The sequence below is a fragment of the Alkalihalobacillus trypoxylicola genome, from assembly GCF_001590785.1.
In the GTDB taxonomy this organism is placed as follows: Bacteria; Bacillota; Bacilli; order Bacillales; family Bacillaceae_D; genus Alkalihalobacillus; species Alkalihalobacillus trypoxylicola.
The window spans coordinates 41,999-64,117 of record NZ_LTAO01000038.1 but is presented as its reverse complement, the minus strand read 5'-3'; the positions used below and the strand labels follow the sequence as shown (position 1 = coordinate 64,117).

Genomic DNA, 22,119 nt, shown 5'->3' with positions numbered 1-22,119 from the left:
TCGCCTCCTATCAATAAAAGATAAAAGGGGTACAAACGCCTAAGATATTCTTATTTGCTTGTACCTCTTCAATCGCCCACTCTTAATTGGTTACAGAATCATACCACTCATTTACCTCTTGAGTAATATCATCTCCACCTGAGCTTTTCCATTCTTCAACAAAATCATCAAAAGCTTCAATTGGCTTAGTTCCATAGATAATCTCTACAAATAATTCATCTTCTAAACGCTCTAAATGCTCAGAACGTGAAGACATTGTATCTGTTGGAGGACCGGAGAACTCATTAATAACTCTAATATCGTTTTGTTTATTAACAATAGCCGATGCTTCAATATAGGTAGGATTGTTACCTGCTAACTTGGCTTCATACCCATTAATCGGATCACGGTCTGTCTCATAAAACTCTTCTAAAAGGCTGTACATTTGGAATGGAATCGTTGGCACATTAGTTGGTAGGAAATATCTACCTGGATCGACATGCTTTTCGCCTGTTAATTCCTCAAATTCCGCAATATCATAAACAGGTTCACCATCATTTAAAGCATAATCATAGCCCTCAAACAACCCATATTCGAAATAATCTGTATCACCAAGTGTATAACTCAAAATCGCATCCCAATACTCAAAGAATTTATCCATTTGCTCAAACTCTCTGCTAAATAGGAAGGAGCCTACAATGTACCCCTCACCCCTTCTCCCTGCTTGTCCATTTTCTCCACTGACATGAGGAAGCGGTTTCAAAACAGCGTCATCATCTAACTGCTCAATTTCACCAAGAGGATATCCATGTGCCCATGGTGGTGCAGATATAATTCCAGAACGACCAGAGATAAAGCTTTCTTGTGCATCAGAACCGGTTAAAATAGCAAAGTCCTGCGCTAAATATCCCTTTTCATACCATTCATTTAATTTAACTAAACCTTCTCTAATATTTGGTTGAATAGAACCGTATACTAATGAACCACTCTCATCTTTACTCCAGTATCCTGGCACATAATCTCCATATGCTCCAAATATCCAAGCACTTTCACCAATATTTCCACCTCTGAAGCCGTTATCACCAGCAGCTAACGTAATACCTAATGTATTACCTGATCCACTAGCATTTTCGTCAATAAATGTTTCCATTACAGCTTCTAACTCTTCAATGGTCGTCGGCTCTTCTAAACCGTGCTCTTCTAACCAATCTCCTCTGAACCAAAGTAACGAATCAGAACCATTTCCTCCTGAGAATCTTGGAATTCCATAAATCTCACCATCTTTAGTAGATGGATAGAAGGCTTGAGGGAACTCATCAAACAATTCCTTTACTCTTGGTGGAGCATGCTCTTCAATCGCTTCATCTAAGCTCATCACTAAACCTGATTCAATTAAATCAGCTTTTAAGCTGCTATTAGATACTAAAAATACATCAGGTAATTTATCATTTGAAGACATTAAAAGTCTTAATTGTGTATCAAATTGTTCCGAATTTGGCTGGGTCCACTCTGTAACAAAGTTGATGTCTAACTCTTCTTTTGCCCATTCAGTCACAACATTATTATGAACATCTTCTCCGTCTTTAAAGACCGTTCCATCATCTAGTACTCTCGCAGTTGTAATGATTGCATTTCCATCTTCATCTACAGCAGCTGAATCGCTTGAACAAGCGACCATCAAAGGAATCAAAGAAAAAACGAACAACACAATATAATACTTACTTTGTCTCATAATTGAGCTCCCCCTCAAAATATATATTCGTATTTAACCTTTTACCAATAAACCTATCTTCACCTCCTGTTTTGAAAGCGGTTAAATTTATAACCACATTTTGTAACCGTTAACATTTTAATATCTACCTTTATTCGTCATTTAACTACAAAATCAGCTTTTTGATATACTAATCTAACTAGTATACTAGTAATCTACATAAATGATAAGCTCAATATTCTGAAAAGTCAATATAGGTTATGAAAAATATTAAAATGTTCTAATAAATAATGTTTATTTGTAGAATTTCTTAATAAATCTTTCGACCCTTTTCATCCTCTATACCAGATTTACGGTAAAAATACGTATTCACCTGGTCGCGCCATTCCTTGGCATTGGTTAATTGCATATCTAATCGATTAAGAACATTTTCGAATTGTTGCTTTTCCATCTTTCCTTCTAAAGAAGTCCATTTTTCAATTAAGCTTTTCACTTGCTCCACACCTTTAAAGTGAGAATTATAATAATGTTGTATCACCGTTTCTCCTGACTTTAAAACGTGCGTATATGGAACATGGTGGAAGAACAATAAAAATTCGTCTGGACAATCACTTAAAGAATTGTAGATTTCCTGATTCTCTTTAAAATACTGTGCCGTATAGCCTGTTCCCGTTTCAATCGTACGGTCTACACCCAGTCCATCTCTGTCGGCAAAATGATACGTTCCCCATCTAGAATATTCATATCCATCCACATTAGGTCCATAATGGTGATGAGGATTAATCATCCACCCGATTCCTAAAGGTGTTGTATAATTTTCATAAATTCCCCAAGAATCCATAAGCATGGACAGTACCTGCTCCTGAACATTGTCGTCATTTCCAAAGGTTAAGCTCACCCATTCTTTCGCAATTTCATCTGCAGTTAAATCTGGATCCCAAATGAGTCGGCCATAGCCGTATAAATTAGCTTGAGCTAGTGTATTACCTGTCCAGTTCTCATCATTTCCTATATTCGAAACAGCGGCAATCCCGCTAATCTGATAATCATATAGCGAACCGTCCACAATTTTTTTAACGGTTGAACCTTCTCCTTTTGCGTACGTATCAAAATCTAGAACTTCCTTCCACATAGGTACAAGAAAGCATAAGTCTTTTTGTTGCCCCAAATATTCTTGAGCAATTTGAAATTCTAATACTTGGTTTGTCTGTTGCAACGCTCCAAAAAGTGGTGATACTGGCTCTCTTACCTGAAAATCCATTGGACCATTTTTCACTTGTAAAATAACATTACTATGAAACTTACCATCTAAAGGCTTAAAGTTTTCATAAGCCGCTTTTGCTCGATCCGTCTTACGATCTCTCCAATCCTGCATACAGTTATAAACAAAGCAACGCCAAACGACTATTCCACCAAATGACTCTAAAGCCTCTGCTAGTAAATTGGCACCATCTGCATGGTTTCTATCATAAGAAAATGGTCCAGGTCGATGCTCAGAATCCGCCTTCACCACAAAACCGCCAAAATCAGGAATTACTTTATAAATCTCTGCGGCTTTCTCCTTCCACCAATTTTTTACTTCTTTATCTAGTGGATCAGCTGTTTGCAGATCACCTAATTCTATTGGACTAGCAAAGTTAATACTTAAAAACAGTTTCAAACCATATGCACGGAAAATACCGGCTATGTCCGCAATCTCATTTATAAACCGATTCGTAATGAAGTGTGTTTCTACCTTCCAAACATTTACATTATTAATCGAAATAGCGTTAACTCCTACAGAAGCTAGTAGTCTCGCATAATCTTTTACGCGATCTAAATTAGACGTTATTTGGTCGTTTTCAAAAAAGATCGATTGTCCCGAATAACCTCGCTCAATGCTACCATCGACATTATCCCACTGATTCATCATCCTTACTCTATTCTTGGGAGAATTCAAAATATGTAAGGCTTCAATGCTCTCGTTTCCTTGTAAAAGTCTTAAAAAATGGTAGGTTCCGTACAGACTTCCTTTGTCAGTCTTACCGATAATAAGAACCGTATTTCTTTCACCGTTATGAAAAGATTTAATGAGAAAGCCTTCTTCATTTATAGAAGAAAATAAGCTAGGCTCGACACCATAGTCCTCTAGATTCACTCTCTCAGAATCACTAATGATTAATGTCGCATCTTCAAAAGTGGATTCAGCTACCTCTTCTTTATGAGACATAGAATGGAGTGCAACCGTCAGTTCCTCTTTAATACTTTTATAAATAAGCGTGTCACCTAAAACGTTAAAGTCCCCACAAATTTCTTTATATTCTTCTAAACGATCATTTTTAGCTATTAAATCATAATTTAGCCAGCACTTGTATGCAGGTGTTTGCTTGAAATAGGTCGATACCAATTCATTAGTAACAGTCATGATTTCAACTCCTTCAAAATATTAAACGCTTACATTTCTTAATGAGTGAATTTCTTTATAAAGCGAAACTCTCTTTATAATGATTCACTTAGGGTTACAGAAAGTAATCGGGGTATAGCTTTTTTAATTCATCTTTTTCGTACAATATTCTTTCAAGATGAATGCTCATTTCATGCACAGCAGACTCGATATCTTTTTGACAAATATACTCAAAAATACGTTTATGCTGTGAGACTAATCCATCCCAGTCAGTATTAGCAACAAGCCTTAACACTCTAAGCCGATCAAAGTGACTATTCATTTGTCGAATCATGTTCCAGGTTCTTACTTTGTTACACCCTTCAAACATAATTCGATGATATTCTTCATCTAATTCAAATAATCGCTGATGAGAGCCTTTTTCTAAGCAAAGCTCTTGCATCGTTAAATTACTCTCAAGCTTAAAAAGTTGTTCACTATTAAACGTTAAACAGACCTCTTCAACAATAGCACGTTCAATTTGTTGCCTGACAAACCGCCCCTCTTCCACTAAAGCCAAATCAATATGCGATACAATGGTTCCACTTTGTGGATACACTCCTAATAACTCTTCATGAGCTAGCATCAAAAACGCTTCTCTTACTGGAGTTCGACTTACTTTTAATTGAGTTGCGACTTCTTTTTCTGAAATTTTCGTACCTGGCTTTAATTCCCAATTAATAATTTGAGCTTTTATTGTATGATAGACAAAATCTCTAGTTGAACCATTGGTTCTTTTAATTTCTGTTGAAATCATTCTCACCTCACTTTCATCCCTTACACATTACTTATACTAGTATGGTAGTTTTAGTATAAGATCTCTTTCTCCATATTTCAACAATTAATTAGAATATTTTCTATAATATGATTATTTGAAAGTTCTCTTAGAAGTAAAATTATTACCTATAGATCATCACTAAATACTACCCGTCCTTTAGAAATCGTCCACTTTACCTTTCCTTTGAACGTTTGATTTATATAAGGACTTATTTTATGACGATAATATAAATCTTCTTTTTTTAATGTGAATTCTTCATGCGCATCTATTAAAGTCAAATCAGCATCTGCTCCAACCTGGATAACTCCCTTTTGGGGATATAAATCAAATCTTTTAGCTGGATTGACAGCAACTAGTGTAACAATTTCAGATAACGTAAATCCCCTCTTATGATATCCTTCTGTCAATAATACTGATAGTGTACTTTGACAGCCTGCAATCCCTCCCCATCCATCAAAAATCGTTTCTCCTTCTTTCAAATCAGGAGGCGATGGCGAATGATCAGAACTAACGATATCTATTTCTCCATTTTTAAGAGCTAACCAAAGCCCTTCTACTTCTTCTCGCTCTCTCAAAGGAGGTGCACATTTCGCCAGACTTCCGATATCTTCAAATTCATCTAGAGATAGGAATAAATAATGTGGACACGTCTCTGCGGTAATATTCGTTCCTGCTGATCTAGCTTCTAAAATTCTTTGAATGACTTTTCGGCTACTTACGTGACATATATGAATAGGACACTTGGTTAACTCTGCATATTGGATAATTCTTTCTACTGCTAACAGCTCTGAAGCAATCGGTCTAGATTCACTATAATCGCGAACCGTACATTTATTTTCCGTTTTCTTTTCTTTTTCTAAAAAGTGAATCATAGCATTCGATTCAGCATGTACAGCAAGTATAGAAGATAATTGCGCAATTTTTTTCATTCCTTGTAATAATATTTCATCATTTGAGGATTGAAATTCATCTATACCACTTTCTGACATAAACGCTTTAAATCCAATAACTCCAGCACTCTTTAAGCTATCTAAGTGATGCCCGTTTTCTGGTACTAACCCACCCCACAAACGATAGTCAATAAGTGAGCGATGTCGTGCTCTACTATTTTTCAATTGGAAATTCTCTGTTGTCGTAGTAGGAGGATTACTATTTAGGGGCATATCAAAGAAAGTTGTCACCCCTCCTGCAGCCAAGCTTTTACTTCCTGTTTCAAATCCTTCCCAATCTGTTCTACCTGGTTCATTAAAGTGTACATGCACATCAATTAGGCCTGGTAATGCATATAAATCTTTTCCTTTTATCACATTTTTTGATGCTGCACCTAGTTGACCAGGTAGCGTAATTAGTTTAATCTTTCCATCCTTTATTCCGATATCCGCCTTATATTCACCATCCCCTGAAACAACCGTTACCTCTTGAATAATCGTATCCATTTGACTCACCACTTGATTCCTCCTTATTGTTGGTTTCTTTTATCATAGCTAAATGATCCAAAAAATCATGTTCTTGTGGCAGGTTATTTAACGAATTTTTAAAATTTTAGTATTTGAGTGAATTTCATCATTGTTCTATAAATGAAACGAAACCGACCATTCATTTTAAAAAATGTCTTGAATGTTGATTGTAACGGTAGGTAGTGACTCCCAAAGGGTCAGCGCCGTCTGAAGATCCACTCTGACGAAGCCCAGCGTAGTCAGAGTTAGCTGAAGACAAGCCCTTAGGAAAGCTTCTACCTATAGTGGAAATCAAAAACCTTACCGCTCCGTTTTCATTATAAGTTGAATATTTTCAAATTCACTTTTTGTAACGGTAGGTAGTGACTCCCAAAGGGTCAGCGCCGTCTGAAGATCCACTCTGACGAAGCCCAGCGTAGTCAGAGTTAGCTGAAGACAAGCCCTTGGGAAAGCTTCTACCTATAGTGGAAATCAAAAACCTAACCGCTCCGTTTTCATTATAAGATATGCATGAAATTGATTCATTTTTAATAGGAAGTTTATTTACCGTGTATAAAAAACGAGGAGTAAGAAAAAATAGAATATAGAGGGAAATTTTGGTCATATATATACACAACGTCAAGGAGGAATATGTCAAGATGGATTCATCAGAACGTAAGAAACGTCTTGTGCCAGTTCTTTTATTTCTAATCGGTTTCTCTTTAGTACAAATTTATCACTATAATAGAACCTATTCCATATATGCATTATTTGCTGTCCTAATCACATTTACGATTAAAAGCCTTAAGCAGTATAAAGCCATGCTTAAGGAACGAAATAGCTTATTATTAAAACCTATTAAAGATTTAACTAAAGTAGAAATAGGTACACTTCTCTTTTATCTTTTTAAAAAGCAGGGATATAAAATCATAGCGCAAGAATATTTAGAAAAAGAAGAATCACAATATCTGCTCATCCAAAAGCGTAAAAAAAGAGTAGCCGTTATGATTTTTCAATCTAATATAGAAAAGAAGCATTTAGAACACTTGAAAAATTTGAAGGCACAGCTTCGTTCAAATAGCTCCTTCTTAGTCTCTATCCAAGGCTTTACACCGATGATTAAAAAATATGCCGTTGCCAACAAAATGACTTTAATGAATACCACCATTCTCGAAGCAATGAAACTACATTTATTTGAAAAACAGATGATGAATAAAAAGATTACCAACAAGACATCACCTATTGAAGAAAACAACTTTTTTTAAATCAAAAAGTCATATCGGCCTTCGATAGCCGTATATGACTTTTTCTAGTTTCTTTTGCACTTACTCACTTCAGTCATCAAACGTAATGACATCACCTTTTTCCACATTTTTTGAGCATATTTTCAGGCATATCCATGTAAAGAGATACATCATCCCCCCAACAACGATGATGCCTAATAAATATACGGGCCAGCCTAATTCAACTCTAGATTCTAATAATCCAATGAGGAAAGAGGGGAAACCTAAATCGCTAAATTCTTCAACCATTATTGTAATAAACTCATTAGGGGTGAAGACGATAAAGGTTGGAATCAAATTCAAGGCACCGTAGAAAAATAATGTAATCATTAGTAGAAAAGAAGTAGCGCCTGAAAGTCGATTTTGTGGATTATCAGCATTATATTTTGCTCCTATACTACCAAACATTAGACCAATTGCTGTCGAACCTATTAAATAATAAATAACCGCTAATAAACCTAGAATGGTACTTATGAAAGACCAATTAAAAATGATTGCCGCTACTATTTGCATAAATATGACCAAAGCAGAGAATAGGAAGATATGCATCCAATATTTCCCATAACTAATCTCAGAGCTTTTAATAGGCAATACCTTTAACAAATGAATCGCATGAGCTTCTCTAGCAATAGAGGTAGCTGCAAACATCCCAGTCATTATCGTGAAAACAAAAACTAAACAGAATTGTAGTGTTGGCCAAGATAAATGTGGGCTCGATTGCAGGTCAGACCAACTACCGAATCCATTTAAAGCAACGAAAGGAAAGATAAGAAAAAGGGCAGGTAGAAGACTCATCCATTCTCGTAAATCTCTTGATATCATCAACCATTCCTTTTTTCCAATCCAATAAATCCTTCCACTAATTTTTGCTTTCTGCTTATGTATTTTTTTGTTTTTCTTCCTTCTTCGACTAGCTGTTTCATTAAATTGAATCCACCCTCTCAGCATCGCCTTTTTCACTAAAAAGCTTGAAAGTAAGATGAATATAATCGTCAAACCGCTGATTAAGGCTACATTTAGTATCGTTATACCAGTAAATTGATTATGATAGCTATCCGCTAATAAACGGCCTCCCCATTGCATAGGTAACCATGAAGGAATGGCTGGGAAAGCTGAGAAATCAATCGCATTTAAATCATCACTTGATGTATTAATATTCAAAAACTGAAAGGAAAAATAAACAAATAACCCTGATAGAGCAGTAAGCGCCGTAAATAATTCTTTCGCTTTATTCGTAGGTATAATTTGAACTAATAATAAATTTAATATGTATGCTATACACATTCCAAACAGAACAAATAATAAGTTCATTATAATACCAATTGGATAATACAAATAATGTGCTCCCGAGCTAATCCCAAATACGATTAAAATAAATGTAGATAGAAGGAAAAAAAGTAAGGGTGCACCTATAAAGTTATAAATAAATTTAGACCAGTATACTTTTTGAGTCGGTATAGGTAATGTATATAATAACGCCAAATCTCGATTACTAAACAATCGATTAAACACTTGTGGAATCGTAAAGATACTAACCATAAAAATTAATAAAGAGATTCCATAAGCATGACTGGATATAAGGGTATCATCCGTTATTTGCTGAGCAAAAAGAGCGACCATACTTCCTATAAAGAATAAAAGAAAAACACTAAAAAAGGCTAGTATAATATAGGACCATATGACGGAAGGCTTCGAACTTATAACTCTCATATCATTTTTGAAATAGTTTTTTAAGAGGAGCCTCATCCACTTTCCTCCTCTTTCATATGAGATATAAATGTGCGTGCTTCTTCATCTGCTGTTAATTCCAGAAATATCTCTTCTAAAGAAGAATCTGATCCTCGTTCCTTTTTTAATTCGTTCATTGTTGCAACGGTAATAAGCTCACCATGCTTGATAATACCAACTCGATCACACATTTGTTCAGCAATTTCCAATATATGTGTGGACATAAAAACAGTCATTCCATTGTCACAAAGCTCTCTTAGTAAATTTTTCATTTCCCTCGCACTTTTAGGATCTAACCCAACGGTTGGTTCATCTAGAAACAAAATATCAGGATTATGGATAAGTGCAGCACAAAGTGATAATTTTTGTTTCATTCCATGTGAATATCCCTCTGTTAGTTCCTCTAAGCGGTCATTTATTGAAAATAGAGTGGTATATTTTTGCATTCTTTGCTCATAATCTGTTGGATTGACTTCGAACACACTTGCTATAAATTCTAAATACTCTCGCCCTTTTAACTTTGGATATAATAGAGGTTGATCTGGGACATAAGCGATTCTTTTTTTCGCTTCTATAGGCTGCTCTTCTATATTAATATTGGCTATTTTAACCGTACCCTCGCTTGGTTTTAATAATCCAGTCATCATTTTAATGGTCGTTGTCTTTCCAGAACCGTTAGGTCCTAAGAAGCAAAAAAGCTCCCCTTTCTCTACGGTTAAATTTACATTTTTTACGGCATATTTTTGATTAAAACTTTTTGATAAATCGTTTAAAATAATGGCACTCATGTTACACCTCTTTTTAGAAAACTTTTCCTTTTCACTGTAACATATTTACTATAAAAAGGAATTATTTTATTTAATAACCTATTGATTCACTTTTACGATAGATTGTTGATACATCCCTATTTGTTCGATTAATGATAGTGGTGAATCCTCGCTTACATCTATTCGGTGCTTGCGACCGCGGTTGCCTTGTTTCCCTTTTGTCTTGATATCTAAAAAAGAACGCTTAGCTTGGAAAATCATTTCTCCGTTTTCGGGTTTAATCTCCGTTTCTAAACTTAACCTTGGATTTACTATTTCATATTGCTTTCCATTATTTGATTGATAAAAACATAATATTTGGTTCTGCACTTGCCTCTTGGATACAGGTGCTACTGAAAAATCAGCATATCGTTCTCCGTTTTTGGTCACCTTCCAACGGTCACGCCAAAATGATTGCCGAATGGGTAGATGCTCGAAGTAGATAATATCACCATTTCTAAGGTCCTTCACTTCAATATTTCGGTAATTCATAATTCCTAGTAAAGTAACCCACTTTTCATAGCTATTTTTAAATGTAATCTGGAGGCTGGCAATTGCCTCCTTTTCTGCGTTAAAAATTTGTACAGGAAAATGATGAATGATCCAATATGGTTCTTGATAAACATATTCACCTTGATTTAGTGACTCTATGTTTAATTCTTCTTGAGAATCATCTTTTTTAATCCGCTCCAATTCTTTTTTACGGAGGTGATACTTGATAAAAAATGTACTAATCGTGATAATGAGTATCATCATCAGAATACCAACAACCGTTAAATAAATATCAGAAATTGGTTCACCTTGAAGATTAGCCCTTATCGGATCAGCTATCATAAAAACAATACTAGCAAGTAACAGTGCACCCATTCTTCTACTCATTTTTTCACTCCTTTTACCAAACTTCTCTATTCACCTATCCCTTCTTTAAAACATGATTAAACGTAAAAAATGATGAGTTGACAAGTTTTTCTAATCAGAAGCAGCAAAAAACGCCTTTGAAAAAGTCATTTCCAAAGACGTTTTAATCATGTAATATTTTTTTTAAGAGACTCGCTTTCTTGGTCTTTTTTATAGACAGATAAAGCCGCTTGCAAGGCCTCACCTCGATAAATACGTACTCCCTCTTGAATTAAAATAGCCTCCAAAGCACTTAATGTAAATAAAATATTTCTTTTTTGACAGCTATATCCCATCGTTCCTATTCTCCATATTTTCCCACTCAATGGCCCAAATGAACTAGCAATTTCAATTCCAAATTCTTCTAACAACTGAGAACGAACTTGGTCTCCATTTACTTCCTCAGGAATATTTATACAGGTAACGGTCGGTAATTTGTATTGGGGGTCGCCGAATAAAGATAGACCCATCGCCTTGATACCAGCAACTAAAGCTTTTTCATTTAACTGATGTCTTTTAAAACGATTTTCTAATCCTTCCTCCACAATTAATCGTAAACCTTCATAAAGTCCATATAGCATAGAGGTAGCTTCAGTATGATGATTCAGCCGTGCAGGACTCCAATAATCTTGAAGTTGGCTTAAATCAAAGTAATTGCTTCTAATTCTTTTCTTTTTATTTACTTGACTAGGATCACTAATTAGTCCTTGTTCTATAGATTTGCGCTCTAAAATGATTTTTTCAATTCGGTTATTATAAGTTAGCGGGGCCATTCCTGATGGTACAGAAAGGCATTTTTGAGTACCGGTAATTAATCCGTCAATAAACCAATCGTCTGTTTTGACATCCGTACCACCCACTGTAGCCACTGCATCAACGACCAACAAAATGTCATTTTGACGACAGTATTGACCAATTTCTTTTAATGGCTGCATACGACCTGTTGAAGTATCTCCATGTACCATAACGATTAATTTAGGCTTTATCTTTTTTAGCTCATCCATGATGGTATCAGGTTCAAATACCTTGCCCCACTCACATTCAATTGTACTAACATCCGCTCCACAACGTTCTGCAATTTCTTTTAACAAATAGCCAAAGCGTCCAAAACAAGGAATAAGCACCTTATCATCTTCTTCAATCAAACTACAAAGCATCGCTTCAATCCCCGCTCTCGATGTTCCGTCAACAGGAAAAGCCCAATGATTTTTGGTTTGTAGCACTTCTCTAAGTAAACCCATCGTTTGATTCATCAAATCTGTAAAGGCTGGGTCAAATTGTCCTAAAATAGTATGAGACATAGCATGACGAACCCTCGGATCCACTTCGACTGGACCTGGCGTCATAATCGTTCTAGCAGGTATATGTAATGGAATCGATATACTCAAAATTTTTCCCCCTTACTTAGTTATTGGGCAAGCTTCAAAAGTGTGTTCATTAAAACTTCTGTTCCTTTCGCACAGTCCTCTAAAGAAGAATATTCAAGAGGATTATGACTAATTCCTTTTTGTGAGCGCACAAATATCATCGCCGTCTCTGTCCTATCATTCATCATTAAAGAATCATGCCCTGCTCCACACTGAAGAGTCATTGTAGAGATTTGTGATTGCTTACATACATTAGAAATAATCTCAATTAATGTCGTTGAGCATTCTGCTGGATCCACTTCTTTTTTTATTTCTAATAAAGCATCAACATTTCGCTCTCTCGAAATGGTCTCCATGTCTTTCTTAAATGACTTTAGCATTTCCGTTCTTTTTTGTTTATCTATATGTCTAAGGTCGACAGAAAATTGAGCATGACCTGGTATAATATTAACACCACCTGGTAGAACTTCTAATTTACCTACTGTGGCTACTCCACTATGTTCTATCGCTGCCTTCTCCACTGCAAGCATCATTTCTGCCATTGCTAGAGATGCATCTTTTCTCATATACATCGGAGTTGCTCCTGCATGATCAGCACTTCCTGTCAGGGATACCTGTAACCAGACTGGCCCTTGTATATGAGTGACAATTCCTACCGACAAGTCATTCTCTTCTAATACTTTTCCTTGCTCTATATGCAATTCTACAAATGATTTAATTTCACTTTTCTTTCTCATACAATCTTTATATAGATCTGGTTGATAGCCAGCCAATTTCAACGCTTCGTACAAGCTAATACCTTGATCATCTTTCAGTTTTAATACAGAATCATCTAATTGACCTGAAATAGCACGGCTTCCTATATAACCAGTGCCAAACCTAGTACCTTCTTCATCTGTAAATGAAACGACCTCAATAGGATGCAATGGTGTGATTCCTAATTCATGGATAGTCCGAACCGCTTCAATGGCTCCTAGCACACCTAATGTACCATCGAACCTTCCTCCTTGGACTACTGTATCAATATGAGAGCCTGTCATAATAACAGGTGCTTGACTATTTAATCCTTCTAGTCTACCACAAATATTCCCAACAGGATCGACCTTAACCTTTAGTCCAGATTCTTTCATGAGATTGATCAAATATTGTCTCGCCTTTAAATCCTCAATCGTTAAAGATAACCTCGTATTTCCCTTTTCAGGGTATCGGGGGTTTCGCCCAAACTGATTGATTTTATCTAAAGATTCCCATAGTCTATTGGCATTTATTTTCAAAGCAATCATCACCAGTGCACTCCTTTCTCAATTGCTATTCTGTCTATCATATTCTATGAACTTTATTAAGCCCCGTCATTATGCATAGTGAATAAAAGGTTTAGAATGGATTAGTTAAAGTAACTAATCATGACCTCATAGTCTCTCCATCCAATCAAGCATAGGCTGAGATTGACACGTATGACTGAAGAGCTTCACAGATGTTAACCTCCCGGTTGGTCGCTTCCCCAAGACCTCCACTTCCAGTGGTGGGCTGCCAAACTAACTTTTAAAATTGGCATCATCATCGTCATCGTCGCTCACTCCATTGGGGTGTCCTGTCTTATATCCGCTAAGTTACGTCATTACATATAGGTTCTTCCCATTCAAAAAGGCCCCATTCTTATTAAAAGAAGGAAGGGCCTTTTGGTTGTCAGTGTATGCACCTAAACATTTCAAATTTTGCTGTATATGAGGAGCTATAACTGATTTTGGTCCATCCCATTATTCTTCATTAATGGTCTGGTAGGTAATTTGAATGATAAATTTCACTAGCATCTACATTCTCACTTAATAAATCTAATTCATATAACTGCTCTATTAATAAAGCCCATCTTTCCTCAGACATATAACCCACTCCATGCTCACTTGCATCATGGCCAAATATAAAATCTTTTTGCTTTTCAGCTTCATCTGCTAGTTCATCTAACGCAATTTCTGGATTATCCTCATGAATGATTTCATTGATTTCATCGGAGTGGTCTTTATAATATTCCCAACCTTTTAAAAAGGCTGCTACAAAATCTTTGCTCAATTGCTCATTGTCCTCTAAATATTCATTTGTTGAAAATAAAACGACTTGATATGGATCATAGCCTGACTCCGAAATAAGCAGTGTTTCCGTAGCAACTCCTTCTTTTTCAAGCATATAGGGCTCAGAAGTGACAAAATTTTGAGTGACTGATTCTAAATCATCTAAGAAATTGACATGCTGACCTGTATAAGCCAATTCATTGACCCCCGAAAGGTCATATTTACTCTTTAGAAATTCCCAATAGGCTATACCAGGCTGAACAAAAGTAGCACGTCCGTTTAAATCTTCAAAATCGTTTATTCCTTCTTCTTCATGAAACATTAAACCTTGCGGACTCGTTTGCATGATACCGGCTATTGATACTACTTCTACTCCCTCATTTCTGGCTAACAAAATCTGATCTCCGTGAGCTAATCCAAATTCAGCATTTCCTGCTGCAACAATTTGAATACCTGATACTTGTGGTCCACCTGGCTCTAAGGTGACATCAAGTCCTACCTCTTCGAAGAATCCTTGTTCGACAGCTGCATAGGCTCCACCGTGCTGGCTTTTTGGAAACCAATTCAAGACTAGTTTAATTTCTTGTAAATCATCACTTACTGCCGAAGGATTGTCTGTTTCTGTTCCTCCCGTTTGAGATGCATCGTTTGATGAGTTATTTCCACATGCAGCTAGAATAAAGAACAATAGACCTATTAATAGTAAAGAAAATCGTCTGTTCCATCGCTTCATTTCTTTTCCTCCCTTTTTCATTTACTTTCTCAGTTCTTGATAAAAGTGATTATAGGGATTATTGCAGCGACTTGCATTGTTCATCCTGACTAAAATTCATACTTTGTACTGTTGATGATAACTAATAAAAAAAATGATGCCCTCCTCTGAAGCGAAACATCTATTTGATTCCTTCCATCTTTAAAAATCAATCGTAAAGAGAGATAGAACCCCATTAATCCACTAAAAAAAGCTATCTGAACCTCTAGAAAAGAGTTCAGGTAGCCTTTTTTGGAACTTGCTATTTAGCTTCCTCTATATGTACTATATCCACCAGGAGATATAAGAAGAGGAATATGATAATGCTCGGACGTTTGTTGAATGGTAAATCTTACTGGAACCTTTTCTAGAAATATGATCTCTTTATAATAAGAGCCCACATCAAAAACTAGTTCATATATTCCTGCCTGCATATCATCGCCTTCTAGTAACGGTTGAGCTACACGACCATTCGAATTCGTTACAAAGGTTTCTAATAAAATCTTTTCTCCATCTTTCTCCTTATAGAGTTCAACGGTTAAGCCTACTGCCGGTTTTCCGATACTCGTATCTAACACATGTGTTGTCATTGCTCCCATATGATTTCCTCCATTTAGGTTGATTTGATTATTTCATCTAAACGATATCCTGCAATTTTGCACACTTCATTTAATGCCTTTTTTAATTCTTGCTCCTGATTATTTTCCAGTCTTAATTCCATTTGTTTCTGAACACTCTCCTTGTTATGCTCTTTTACCGCTACAATAAAAGGAAAGCCGAACTTGTTAACATAGCTTGTATTTAGCCTAAGAAACGTTTCGTATTCTTTCTCTGTTAATTCATTTAGCCCTGCCTGTGTTTGTTCCTTTTTTGACGCGTCTGTCATTTCTAGCCTAGCTCCTAAATCAGGATGAGCGCATAATAGCTGTATTTGTTTTTGGTGATTTGTGGTTATCACTTTATTTTTCATCGCATCTTTTAAGTGCTGAATATCTTTAAAGCCAGTAAAAATCCAGGCCGCTTCTGCTACCCAAGGAGAATTTTCATAGACATGACCTATCTCTTTAACAAATTGTGGCTTTGACATTTCATTAACCTTCTCTATTGAAAACATATCCCCAGCTCCTTATTAATGAAAAACCCTATTAAATTATCATAAGGTACGAATGTATGATTGTCATTAGTCAGCTACGCTAAAATACGTATTAGAAGTTGTGCAATTAAGCTAATGTATGTCAAAGGAATTCAGATGAGTTTGTTTTCCTTTGTTCATCTAGAAGTAATAATGTCCAATTGTTTAACCTACACAAATTCTCATTTTTTCTGTAAGGTTTTATATCAAATCTATACCTATAACGCTTTATTTTCTGTAAATTAGATTCCATAGATAGATACTAATGATGAGGTGAGTTCCCTTGAAGTTGATTGACCTTTTAGAGCTTTCAACCTTTAAAAAATCTAAAATAGTAGCTGGAAAAGATGGTGTTTCCCATCACGTTCAATCTGTAAACCTTATGGATGCGCCAGATATTATTCACTATTTAAATCAAAATCAACTCTTACTTACAACTGCTTATTCTATTCAGAATCATAAAGACCTTTATAATCTCGTAGAACAAATGGCTAAAAAAGGCTGTGCTGGCTTAGGTATTAAAACGAAGAGGTATCTTGAAGAAATTCCAGCAGACATTATTGAACTTGCTGATTCCTACGCTTTCCCTATAATTGAGCTCTCCCTAGATTATCCTCTTGGTGAAATGCTGAATGAAGCCTTAGGGTATATTTTAAAAGAACAGACATCTGAGCTACAATATGCATTAACCATACACAGGGAGTTTACCGATATTATCTTATCTGGTGGGGGTTTCAAACGCATCATCGATAGACTTTCCGAAATTATTAAGGTTCCTGTTGTCCTTTTGAATGATCGCTTAGATATTATGACTGCTTCCTCTAATGCAGACAAAGATTCTTTTTTTGATGTGTATTGGTTTGTTCACGAGCTTATCCATGAGCATGACTTCCTAACTCATCAGCACCTTACGCTTTCTCATGAGCAAGATGAACATAAGTATGAACAATTTATTCTCTACCCCATTTTAGCCACCAATCAACAAAAAGGATATCTTGTCATCTTGGGAAAAGTTTCGACTTATCCTTATCCTTCCATACTAGCAATTGAACAATCAGCTAATGTTATTTCATTTGAATTTATGAAGCTTTATGCGATTGAACAACAAGAAAGAAGAGTAAAGCATGAATATTTTACCGATTTAGTTGATGGAGCAATCGTTACGAAAGAAGAGCTTCTAAATAGAGGAAAAACGTACGGACTTGACCAATTTCAGCAGTATGTTTGTATTACGTGTAAAATGGATTCGGATTCTAATTTACATTCAACAGAGCATCCTTTAAAAGAGGAAAAAAAGCTTAGATTTAAAAAGAAAAGAGCTTATGAGTTATTAGAAACCTTATTAAACAATCATTATAATCAAAAGGTGCTTTTCACAAAAGGCGACCTTTACACCCTTATAATCGGATTTGACTTTTATAGTGAGAGTATTGAAACCGACTTAGTTCAAACATTGCAGCATATTCAATCTGATTTGCAGCAAATGCTCGATGTCACACTATCATTTGGAATAAGTAATCATAATGAAAATTTACTAGAGATTCCGGCAACCTTTCAAGAAGCCTTAGAGGCATTAAGGTCAGGCTTTCGCGAAAATCAAACCTCTTTTGTTAAGATGTATCGAACGAAGGAACTAACGGAGATTTTGAAAACCATTCCACTAAAAAAACTAAAAGATTATTATGTAACAGCTTTGAAGGAATTAGCTAATCCTGATGATAAGGAGAAGGAAGACTTAGTTTTAACGTTAATGACCTTTTTAAGTAACCATTGTCAAATTTCAGATACAGCAAAGAGTATGTTTGTCCATCGAAACACGGTTATCTATCGGATCAAAAAATGCGAAGAATTACTCGGTACAAACTTGAAAAACCCCGATGAAACATTAAAACTCAGATTAGCCCTTTTTGTAAAACCACTGCTTGAACGTTATATATGATAAATGATAATCATCATCGCATACCATATAAAAAAATAGAGAAACTAAAGCTTCTCGATTTTGTTCTTTTTAATGAAAAAGGTTGCGGTGCTGCTTTTATCGTTGTCCCATTCGGATAGGTGTTCTCCATTTGACGCCTTTCATGCTCTATTTGAAGTTCTTTCCATGAAAGCTGACCTCATCTGAACTATAGATATTTTCACACTTAAAGAGGCGGTATTCGGATGCTTTTCTGGGAGACATTGGCGCTCTTTAACATAGGAGTGGCCGTTTTTAGCAGGAGGAAAAAAAGAGACTGTCCTCTGGCAGCATCTGTCATGCTTTTTTAGGGACAATCTCTAGCTATTAGGTGTTCGTTAGCTTGCGATGGATAAGCTCAGTAGGCGTATATCCAGTGTATTTTTTAAAGGTTGTTGTAAAGTAGGCTGGATTCACATACCCTACCTTTTCTGAGACTTCGTAAATTAAGTAATTGCCTTCTTGAATCATTTTTTTTGCTTTTTCCATTCGAATTCTTGTTAAATAATTTTTAAAGGATTCTCCGACAATTTTTTTGAAAATTTGTCCTAAATAATTTCGAGAGATATATAGTTCATCTGCCAAGTCTTGAAGTGTAATATTCTCATTTAAACGATTTTGGACAAAATCGATCATTTGCTCTACAAGTTGTCGATGCTTCAAATTCTCATCCCACTGCTGATGATGACAAATCGTGACGATTTTTTCTTTTATTAGATTAGAGAGGGCATCCCACGATTGAATGGTATTTATCTCTTGATAAATATCTAAGGATTCATCAAACATATCATCAATCCTTATGCCAATATCATACAAAGAGTAGGTCATAATCGTCCACAGTTCGATACCAATCTGCATCGCTAAAGCTGATTGGTAGGATTGCTGGTCTACCTTTGAAAAATACTCATCAATAATTTGTCTAGCGCTGGTTTCATCTGCATAACGAATCGCTTCGGATAGTTTTTGGTTAGCCTCCATCGATTCTGACCATATCGTGCGTTTTCCTTCTGTTGTTTGGAGCAATAATTCATCACTATCACCTAATGAATGATGGTTATTTTTGCTAGACGCCTCACGTAATGATTGAGCAATTTCGAACCAATCGCTCTTTATCCCACCAACATTTACCGTGACATCGACACTTAAGTAAATTTTTAAACTTGCCTCTAACGCTCCTGCTAATTGATACAGTTTATTTTTTATTTCCTCTTGTTTATCTTTATCAAAATGAAGACAAATGACCGCTTGATGAGAGTGAAGCTCTACATATTGATAACTCTCCTCATACCTCTCGGTTGTTTCACGAATGATGTTACCAGCAGCAAAGCGAAACAGATACCAATCGGATTGATATAATTTTGATTGCTCTAGTTGCTGATCATAAACAATCGTTAAGATGACATGGTCCTGATCGTCCCATTTTGATATCATACTTTTTACTGCAGGTGGAATATGATTATGATCAACCGTTCCAGTAATTAATGATTTTAGCCATTCTTTTTCAATTAAAGGTTCATAAAGCTTTACTTTTTCTCTTAATTCTGCGACTTGCACAGAATTCATCTGGTCCTCTTCTAATTGTTCAACTATTGCAGAGAATACAGAACGAATCGTATCTATAGATGCTGGTTTTGTTAAGTAATCATCAATCCTTAACCTAACAGCTTGCCTAGCATGTTCAAATTCACTATAGCCACTTAGAATAACGATTTTCCCATCATAATGATTTTCTCTTAATTGCTTAATCATTTCGATTCCATTTTTAACAGGCATATAAATATCTGAAATGACAATATCAGGATTTAACTGCTTAATTAAAGCAAAGCCCTCTTCGCCATCCCTCGCTTCACCAATCCATTCACAATCCAACTCTTGCCAAGGAATGATTTTTTTCATGCCTCTTAAAACCTTCTCATCATCATCAACTATGACGACTTTCCACATGGTGAATCACTCCTAACAGTTAGCTTAGCTTTTATCTTGATTCCATTCTTCAAATAAAATAGTAGGTTTCATCGCTTCTTCTAATTGAAATCTTTCTTTAGAATGAGCTAAAGGATATCTTATAAATACGGCTGCTCCACCATGCCGCCTATTTGCAACCGATATTGAAGCCTCTCGACCAAAATACACATCAAAACGCTCTCTAACGTTTTTCATCCCATAGCCACCATATTGATTGTTTTTTGAAGTTGATTTCTGAATCCCAGAACCGTTATCTTCAATAATAAAAACTAAATCCTCATCTTCAATACTTGCTTTAACTGTAATCACTCCACCCATTTGCTGATGAAACCCATGGATGATACTATTTTCCACAAAGGGTTGGAACGTTAGTTTCGGAATATACAAATTTTTTATTTCTTCAGGTACTTCAATGGAATATGAAAATGAATCTCCCATTTTTATTTTTTGTAATTTCAAATAGTATTCTAAATAGGTTAATTCATCTCGGATGCTTAAAATACTTTCGCCATTTGACAAACCGATTCTGAGCATTTTTCCTAAAAGCTCAAGCATTCGACTCATTTCAATATTGTCTTGCTCAATAGCATCCCAATTCAATTGGTCCAATGTATTATATAAAAAGTGAGGGTTAATATTAGCCTGTAAAGCCTTTATTTCTGCCTCTCTTTGTCTTTTATTTTGCTCAATTAATGAATCATATAACAGATTGCTTCTATAAATTAACTGGCTGTAGCCTTTAAATAGCTGACCAAACTCATTTTCATAGTCCTTAGGTAATGAACTTGATAGGTCGCTTTTTGGATATAAATCAATGACATGGGTTAATTGATCAATCGGTTTTGTAAATCTATTTGTTAAAAACCATGTACCAAAAAACGCTAAGATGATGGAAATTAATCCTACTAATGTTAATGTAGCCGCTATTAATTTACCACTACTTGTAAATTCATTATAAGGTGTTGCTTCAATAAGCGTCCAATTAGAGGCTGCAATACTGGATGCAACGATTACATAATTTGATTCCTGATTAATATTAAAATGTACACCTTTTTGTTCTTGTATACTTTGGGCTTGTCCCTGTAAAATCTGACGTAACTCTTGATCTAGTGGTGCACCTGATGAACTCGAAATAACATGCTGATTTAAATCTAAAACATATAAATTAGAACGCATTGCCTTAGAGCTTAACCACTCATCCATCATATCAGTGTGGACATTTAATACTAAAACAGCGACCAAATCTCCTTTGGTAGAATAGACATTTCTACCAAAACTTATGACTTCGTCTACTCTCGTTTGGTGTAAAACTTCCCGTACTCCAATCCAAGAAGTCGTCGTATTTTTTAAATGTCTACTCCACTCCTTTTCTTGTAAATGATCCATGGAATAAAAACGAACAGGTGATTGGATATCACTACTCATAGGAGCTTTATCTAAAAAAATTTCTATCGATTGCATACCAGCAACACTGTACACTGTATTTGAAAAATCTTGTGATAAGGAATTTAACAGTCTTCGCTCTGAATAGCCTTCTTCATTGTTTCGTAATACTTCCCGAAATGAATTTTGCCTAGAAAGCTGAATGGATAATTCCTCATAGTTTTTGAGTGTTTCATTCAAATCTTCATTCATTAATAAAAGATTTTCTTTTTGATAATCCGTCGCCGAATCGACCATTTCTGAAACGGTAATTCTATAGGCTATTAAAGTTATAATGATAAAAACAATAATCATAAAAGCAAAAAAGCTCAGAAAGAATATATGACGGATTTTATATTTTTTAAAGATATTCATCATATCCCCCACCATAAAGTAATCCTAGGAATAAATGTTGCGAT

16 protein-coding genes are annotated in these 22,119 nt (G+C 35.5%); 2 read left to right on the top strand and 14 right to left on the bottom strand.

Translation table 11 applies throughout. The features are described from left to right. Positions 1 to 82 precede the first annotated feature (82 nt). The 4 genes from AZF04_RS18650 to allB all read right to left on the bottom strand — a co-directional run bounded on the left by AZF04_RS18650 (position 83) and on the right by allB (position 6,326). On the bottom strand, positions 83 to 1,711 hold the full coding sequence (locus AZF04_RS18650) for an extracellular solute-binding protein (RefSeq protein WP_061950073.1): 1,629 nt from the start codon (positions 1,709 to 1,711) through the stop codon (positions 83 to 85). Between the two features lie 289 nt (positions 1,712 to 2,000). Continuing rightward, a complete protein-coding gene (locus AZF04_RS18645; protein ID WP_061950072.1) occupies positions 2,001 to 4,094 on the bottom strand; it encodes an alpha-glucuronidase family glycosyl hydrolase in 2,094 nt (697 codons plus the stop codon). A 94-nt stretch (positions 4,095 to 4,188) separates the two neighbouring features. Then, entirely contained in the window at positions 4,189 to 4,869 is a 681-nt protein-coding gene (locus AZF04_RS18640) for a GntR family transcriptional regulator (RefSeq protein WP_045480858.1), read from the bottom strand. 146 nt (positions 4,870 to 5,015) lie between these two features. Next, positions 5,016 to 6,326 carry an allantoinase AllB gene (gene allB / locus AZF04_RS18635; protein ID WP_082795409.1) on the bottom strand — a complete coding sequence of 437 codons (1,311 nt, stop codon included), beginning with the start codon at positions 6,324 to 6,326 and terminating at the stop codon, positions 5,016 to 5,018. 659 nt (positions 6,327 to 6,985) lie between these two features. Here allB and AZF04_RS18630 point away from each other — a divergent pair. After that, positions 6,986 to 7,591, top strand: a complete 606-nt coding sequence (locus AZF04_RS18630; RefSeq protein ID WP_061950071.1) for a hypothetical protein — start codon at positions 6,986 to 6,988, stop codon at positions 7,589 to 7,591. Between the two features lie 69 nt (positions 7,592 to 7,660). On the opposite strand, the gene AZF04_RS18625 is transcribed toward AZF04_RS18630, so the two are convergent. The 8 genes from AZF04_RS18625 to uraD all read right to left on the bottom strand — a co-directional run bounded on the left by AZF04_RS18625 (position 7,661) and on the right by uraD (position 16,338). Then, positions 7,661 to 9,355, bottom strand: coding sequence for a putative ABC transporter permease subunit (locus AZF04_RS18625; protein ID WP_061950070.1), 1,695 nt, complete (start codon positions 9,353 to 9,355; stop codon positions 7,661 to 7,663). Further along, positions 9,352 to 10,125, bottom strand: a complete 774-nt coding sequence (locus AZF04_RS18620) for an ABC transporter ATP-binding protein (protein ID WP_061950069.1) — start codon at positions 10,123 to 10,125, stop codon at positions 9,352 to 9,354. The genes AZF04_RS18625 and AZF04_RS18620 overlap by 4 nt, the downstream gene beginning before the upstream one ends. Before the next feature lie 78 nt (positions 10,126 to 10,203). Then, positions 10,204 to 11,022: a tubby C-terminal domain-like protein gene (locus AZF04_RS18615; RefSeq protein ID WP_061950068.1), complete on the bottom strand. Its 819-nt coding sequence runs from the start codon at positions 11,020 to 11,022 to the stop codon at positions 10,204 to 10,206. A gap of 146 nt (positions 11,023 to 11,168) precedes the next feature. After that, positions 11,169 to 12,428 (bottom strand): pyridoxal-phosphate-dependent aminotransferase family protein, encoded by a 1,260-nt coding sequence (locus AZF04_RS18610; protein ID WP_061950067.1) that lies wholly within the window; start codon positions 12,426 to 12,428, stop codon positions 11,169 to 11,171. A 20-nt stretch (positions 12,429 to 12,448) separates the two neighbouring features. Further along, positions 12,449 to 13,690, bottom strand: coding sequence for a Zn-dependent hydrolase (locus AZF04_RS18605; protein ID WP_061950066.1), 1,242 nt, complete (start codon positions 13,688 to 13,690; stop codon positions 12,449 to 12,451). Between the two features lie 484 nt (positions 13,691 to 14,174). Next, positions 14,175 to 15,206 carry an ABC transporter substrate-binding protein gene (locus tag AZF04_RS18600; RefSeq protein WP_061950065.1) on the bottom strand — a complete coding sequence of 344 codons (1,032 nt, stop codon included), beginning with the start codon at positions 15,204 to 15,206 and terminating at the stop codon, positions 14,175 to 14,177. Between the two features lie 284 nt (positions 15,207 to 15,490). Further along, positions 15,491 to 15,823, bottom strand: a complete 333-nt coding sequence (uraH, locus tag AZF04_RS18595; protein WP_061950064.1) for a hydroxyisourate hydrolase — start codon at positions 15,821 to 15,823, stop codon at positions 15,491 to 15,493. A gap of 14 nt (positions 15,824 to 15,837) precedes the next feature. After that, positions 15,838 to 16,338 (bottom strand): 2-oxo-4-hydroxy-4-carboxy-5-ureidoimidazoline decarboxylase, encoded by a 501-nt coding sequence (gene uraD / locus AZF04_RS18590; RefSeq protein WP_061950063.1) that lies wholly within the window; start codon positions 16,336 to 16,338, stop codon positions 15,838 to 15,840. A gap of 301 nt (positions 16,339 to 16,639) precedes the next feature. On the opposite strand from uraD, the gene AZF04_RS18585 reads away from it, so the two are divergent. Further along, positions 16,640 to 18,295 (top strand): PucR family transcriptional regulator, encoded by a 1,656-nt coding sequence (locus tag AZF04_RS18585; protein WP_061950062.1) that lies wholly within the window; start codon positions 16,640 to 16,642, stop codon positions 18,293 to 18,295. 345 nt (positions 18,296 to 18,640) lie between these two features. Here the strand turns inward: AZF04_RS18585 and AZF04_RS18580 are convergent, their stop codons facing one another. Next, positions 18,641 to 20,257, bottom strand: a complete 1,617-nt coding sequence (locus AZF04_RS18580) for a response regulator transcription factor (RefSeq protein ID WP_061950061.1) — start codon at positions 20,255 to 20,257, stop codon at positions 18,641 to 18,643. A 24-nt stretch (positions 20,258 to 20,281) separates the two neighbouring features. After that, the gene (locus tag AZF04_RS18575; protein WP_061950060.1) at positions 20,282 to 22,075 is read right to left on the bottom strand and encodes a cache domain-containing sensor histidine kinase; all 1,794 of its coding nucleotides are present in this window, start codon (positions 22,073 to 22,075) and stop codon (positions 20,282 to 20,284) included. Positions 22,076 to 22,119 lie beyond the last annotated feature (44 nt).

Bases quoted from the DNA above. Each gene is read 5' to 3' on its own strand.
- AZF04_RS18580 (WP_061950061.1), bottom strand. From the start codon at position 20,257: ATGTGGAAAGTCGTCATAGTTGATGATGATGAGAAGGTTTTAAGAGGC.
- AZF04_RS18575 (WP_061950060.1), bottom strand. From the start codon at position 22,075: ATGAATATCTTTAAAAAATATAAAATCCGTCATATATTCTTTCTGAGC.
- AZF04_RS18645 (WP_061950072.1), bottom strand. From the start codon at position 4,094: ATGACTGTTACTAATGAATTGGTATCGACCTATTTCAAGCAAACACCT.
- AZF04_RS18640 (WP_045480858.1), bottom strand. From the start codon at position 4,869: ATGATTTCAACAGAAATTAAAAGAACCAATGGTTCAACTAGAGATTTT.
- uraD (WP_061950063.1), bottom strand. From the start codon at position 16,338: ATGTTTTCAATAGAGAAGGTTAATGAAATGTCAAAGCCACAATTTGTT.
- allB (WP_082795409.1), bottom strand. From the start codon at position 6,326: ATGGATACGATTATTCAAGAGGTAACGGTTGTTTCAGGGGATGGTGAA.
- AZF04_RS18600 (WP_061950065.1), bottom strand. From the start codon at position 15,206: ATGAAGCGATGGAACAGACGATTTTCTTTACTATTAATAGGTCTATTG.
- AZF04_RS18615 (WP_061950068.1), bottom strand. From the start codon at position 11,022: ATGAGTAGAAGAATGGGTGCACTGTTACTTGCTAGTATTGTTTTTATG.
- AZF04_RS18630 (WP_061950071.1), top strand. From the start codon at position 6,986: ATGGATTCATCAGAACGTAAGAAACGTCTTGTGCCAGTTCTTTTATTT.
- AZF04_RS18625 (WP_061950070.1), bottom strand. From the start codon at position 9,355: ATGAGGCTCCTCTTAAAAAACTATTTCAAAAATGATATGAGAGTTATA.
- AZF04_RS18605 (WP_061950066.1), bottom strand. From the start codon at position 13,690: ATGATTGCTTTGAAAATAAATGCCAATAGACTATGGGAATCTTTAGAT.
- uraH (WP_061950064.1), bottom strand. From the start codon at position 15,823: ATGGGAGCAATGACAACACATGTGTTAGATACGAGTATCGGAAAACCG.
- AZF04_RS18650 (WP_061950073.1), bottom strand. From the start codon at position 1,711: ATGAGACAAAGTAAGTATTATATTGTGTTGTTCGTTTTTTCTTTGATT.
- AZF04_RS18620 (WP_061950069.1), bottom strand. From the start codon at position 10,125: ATGAGTGCCATTATTTTAAACGATTTATCAAAAAGTTTTAATCAAAAA.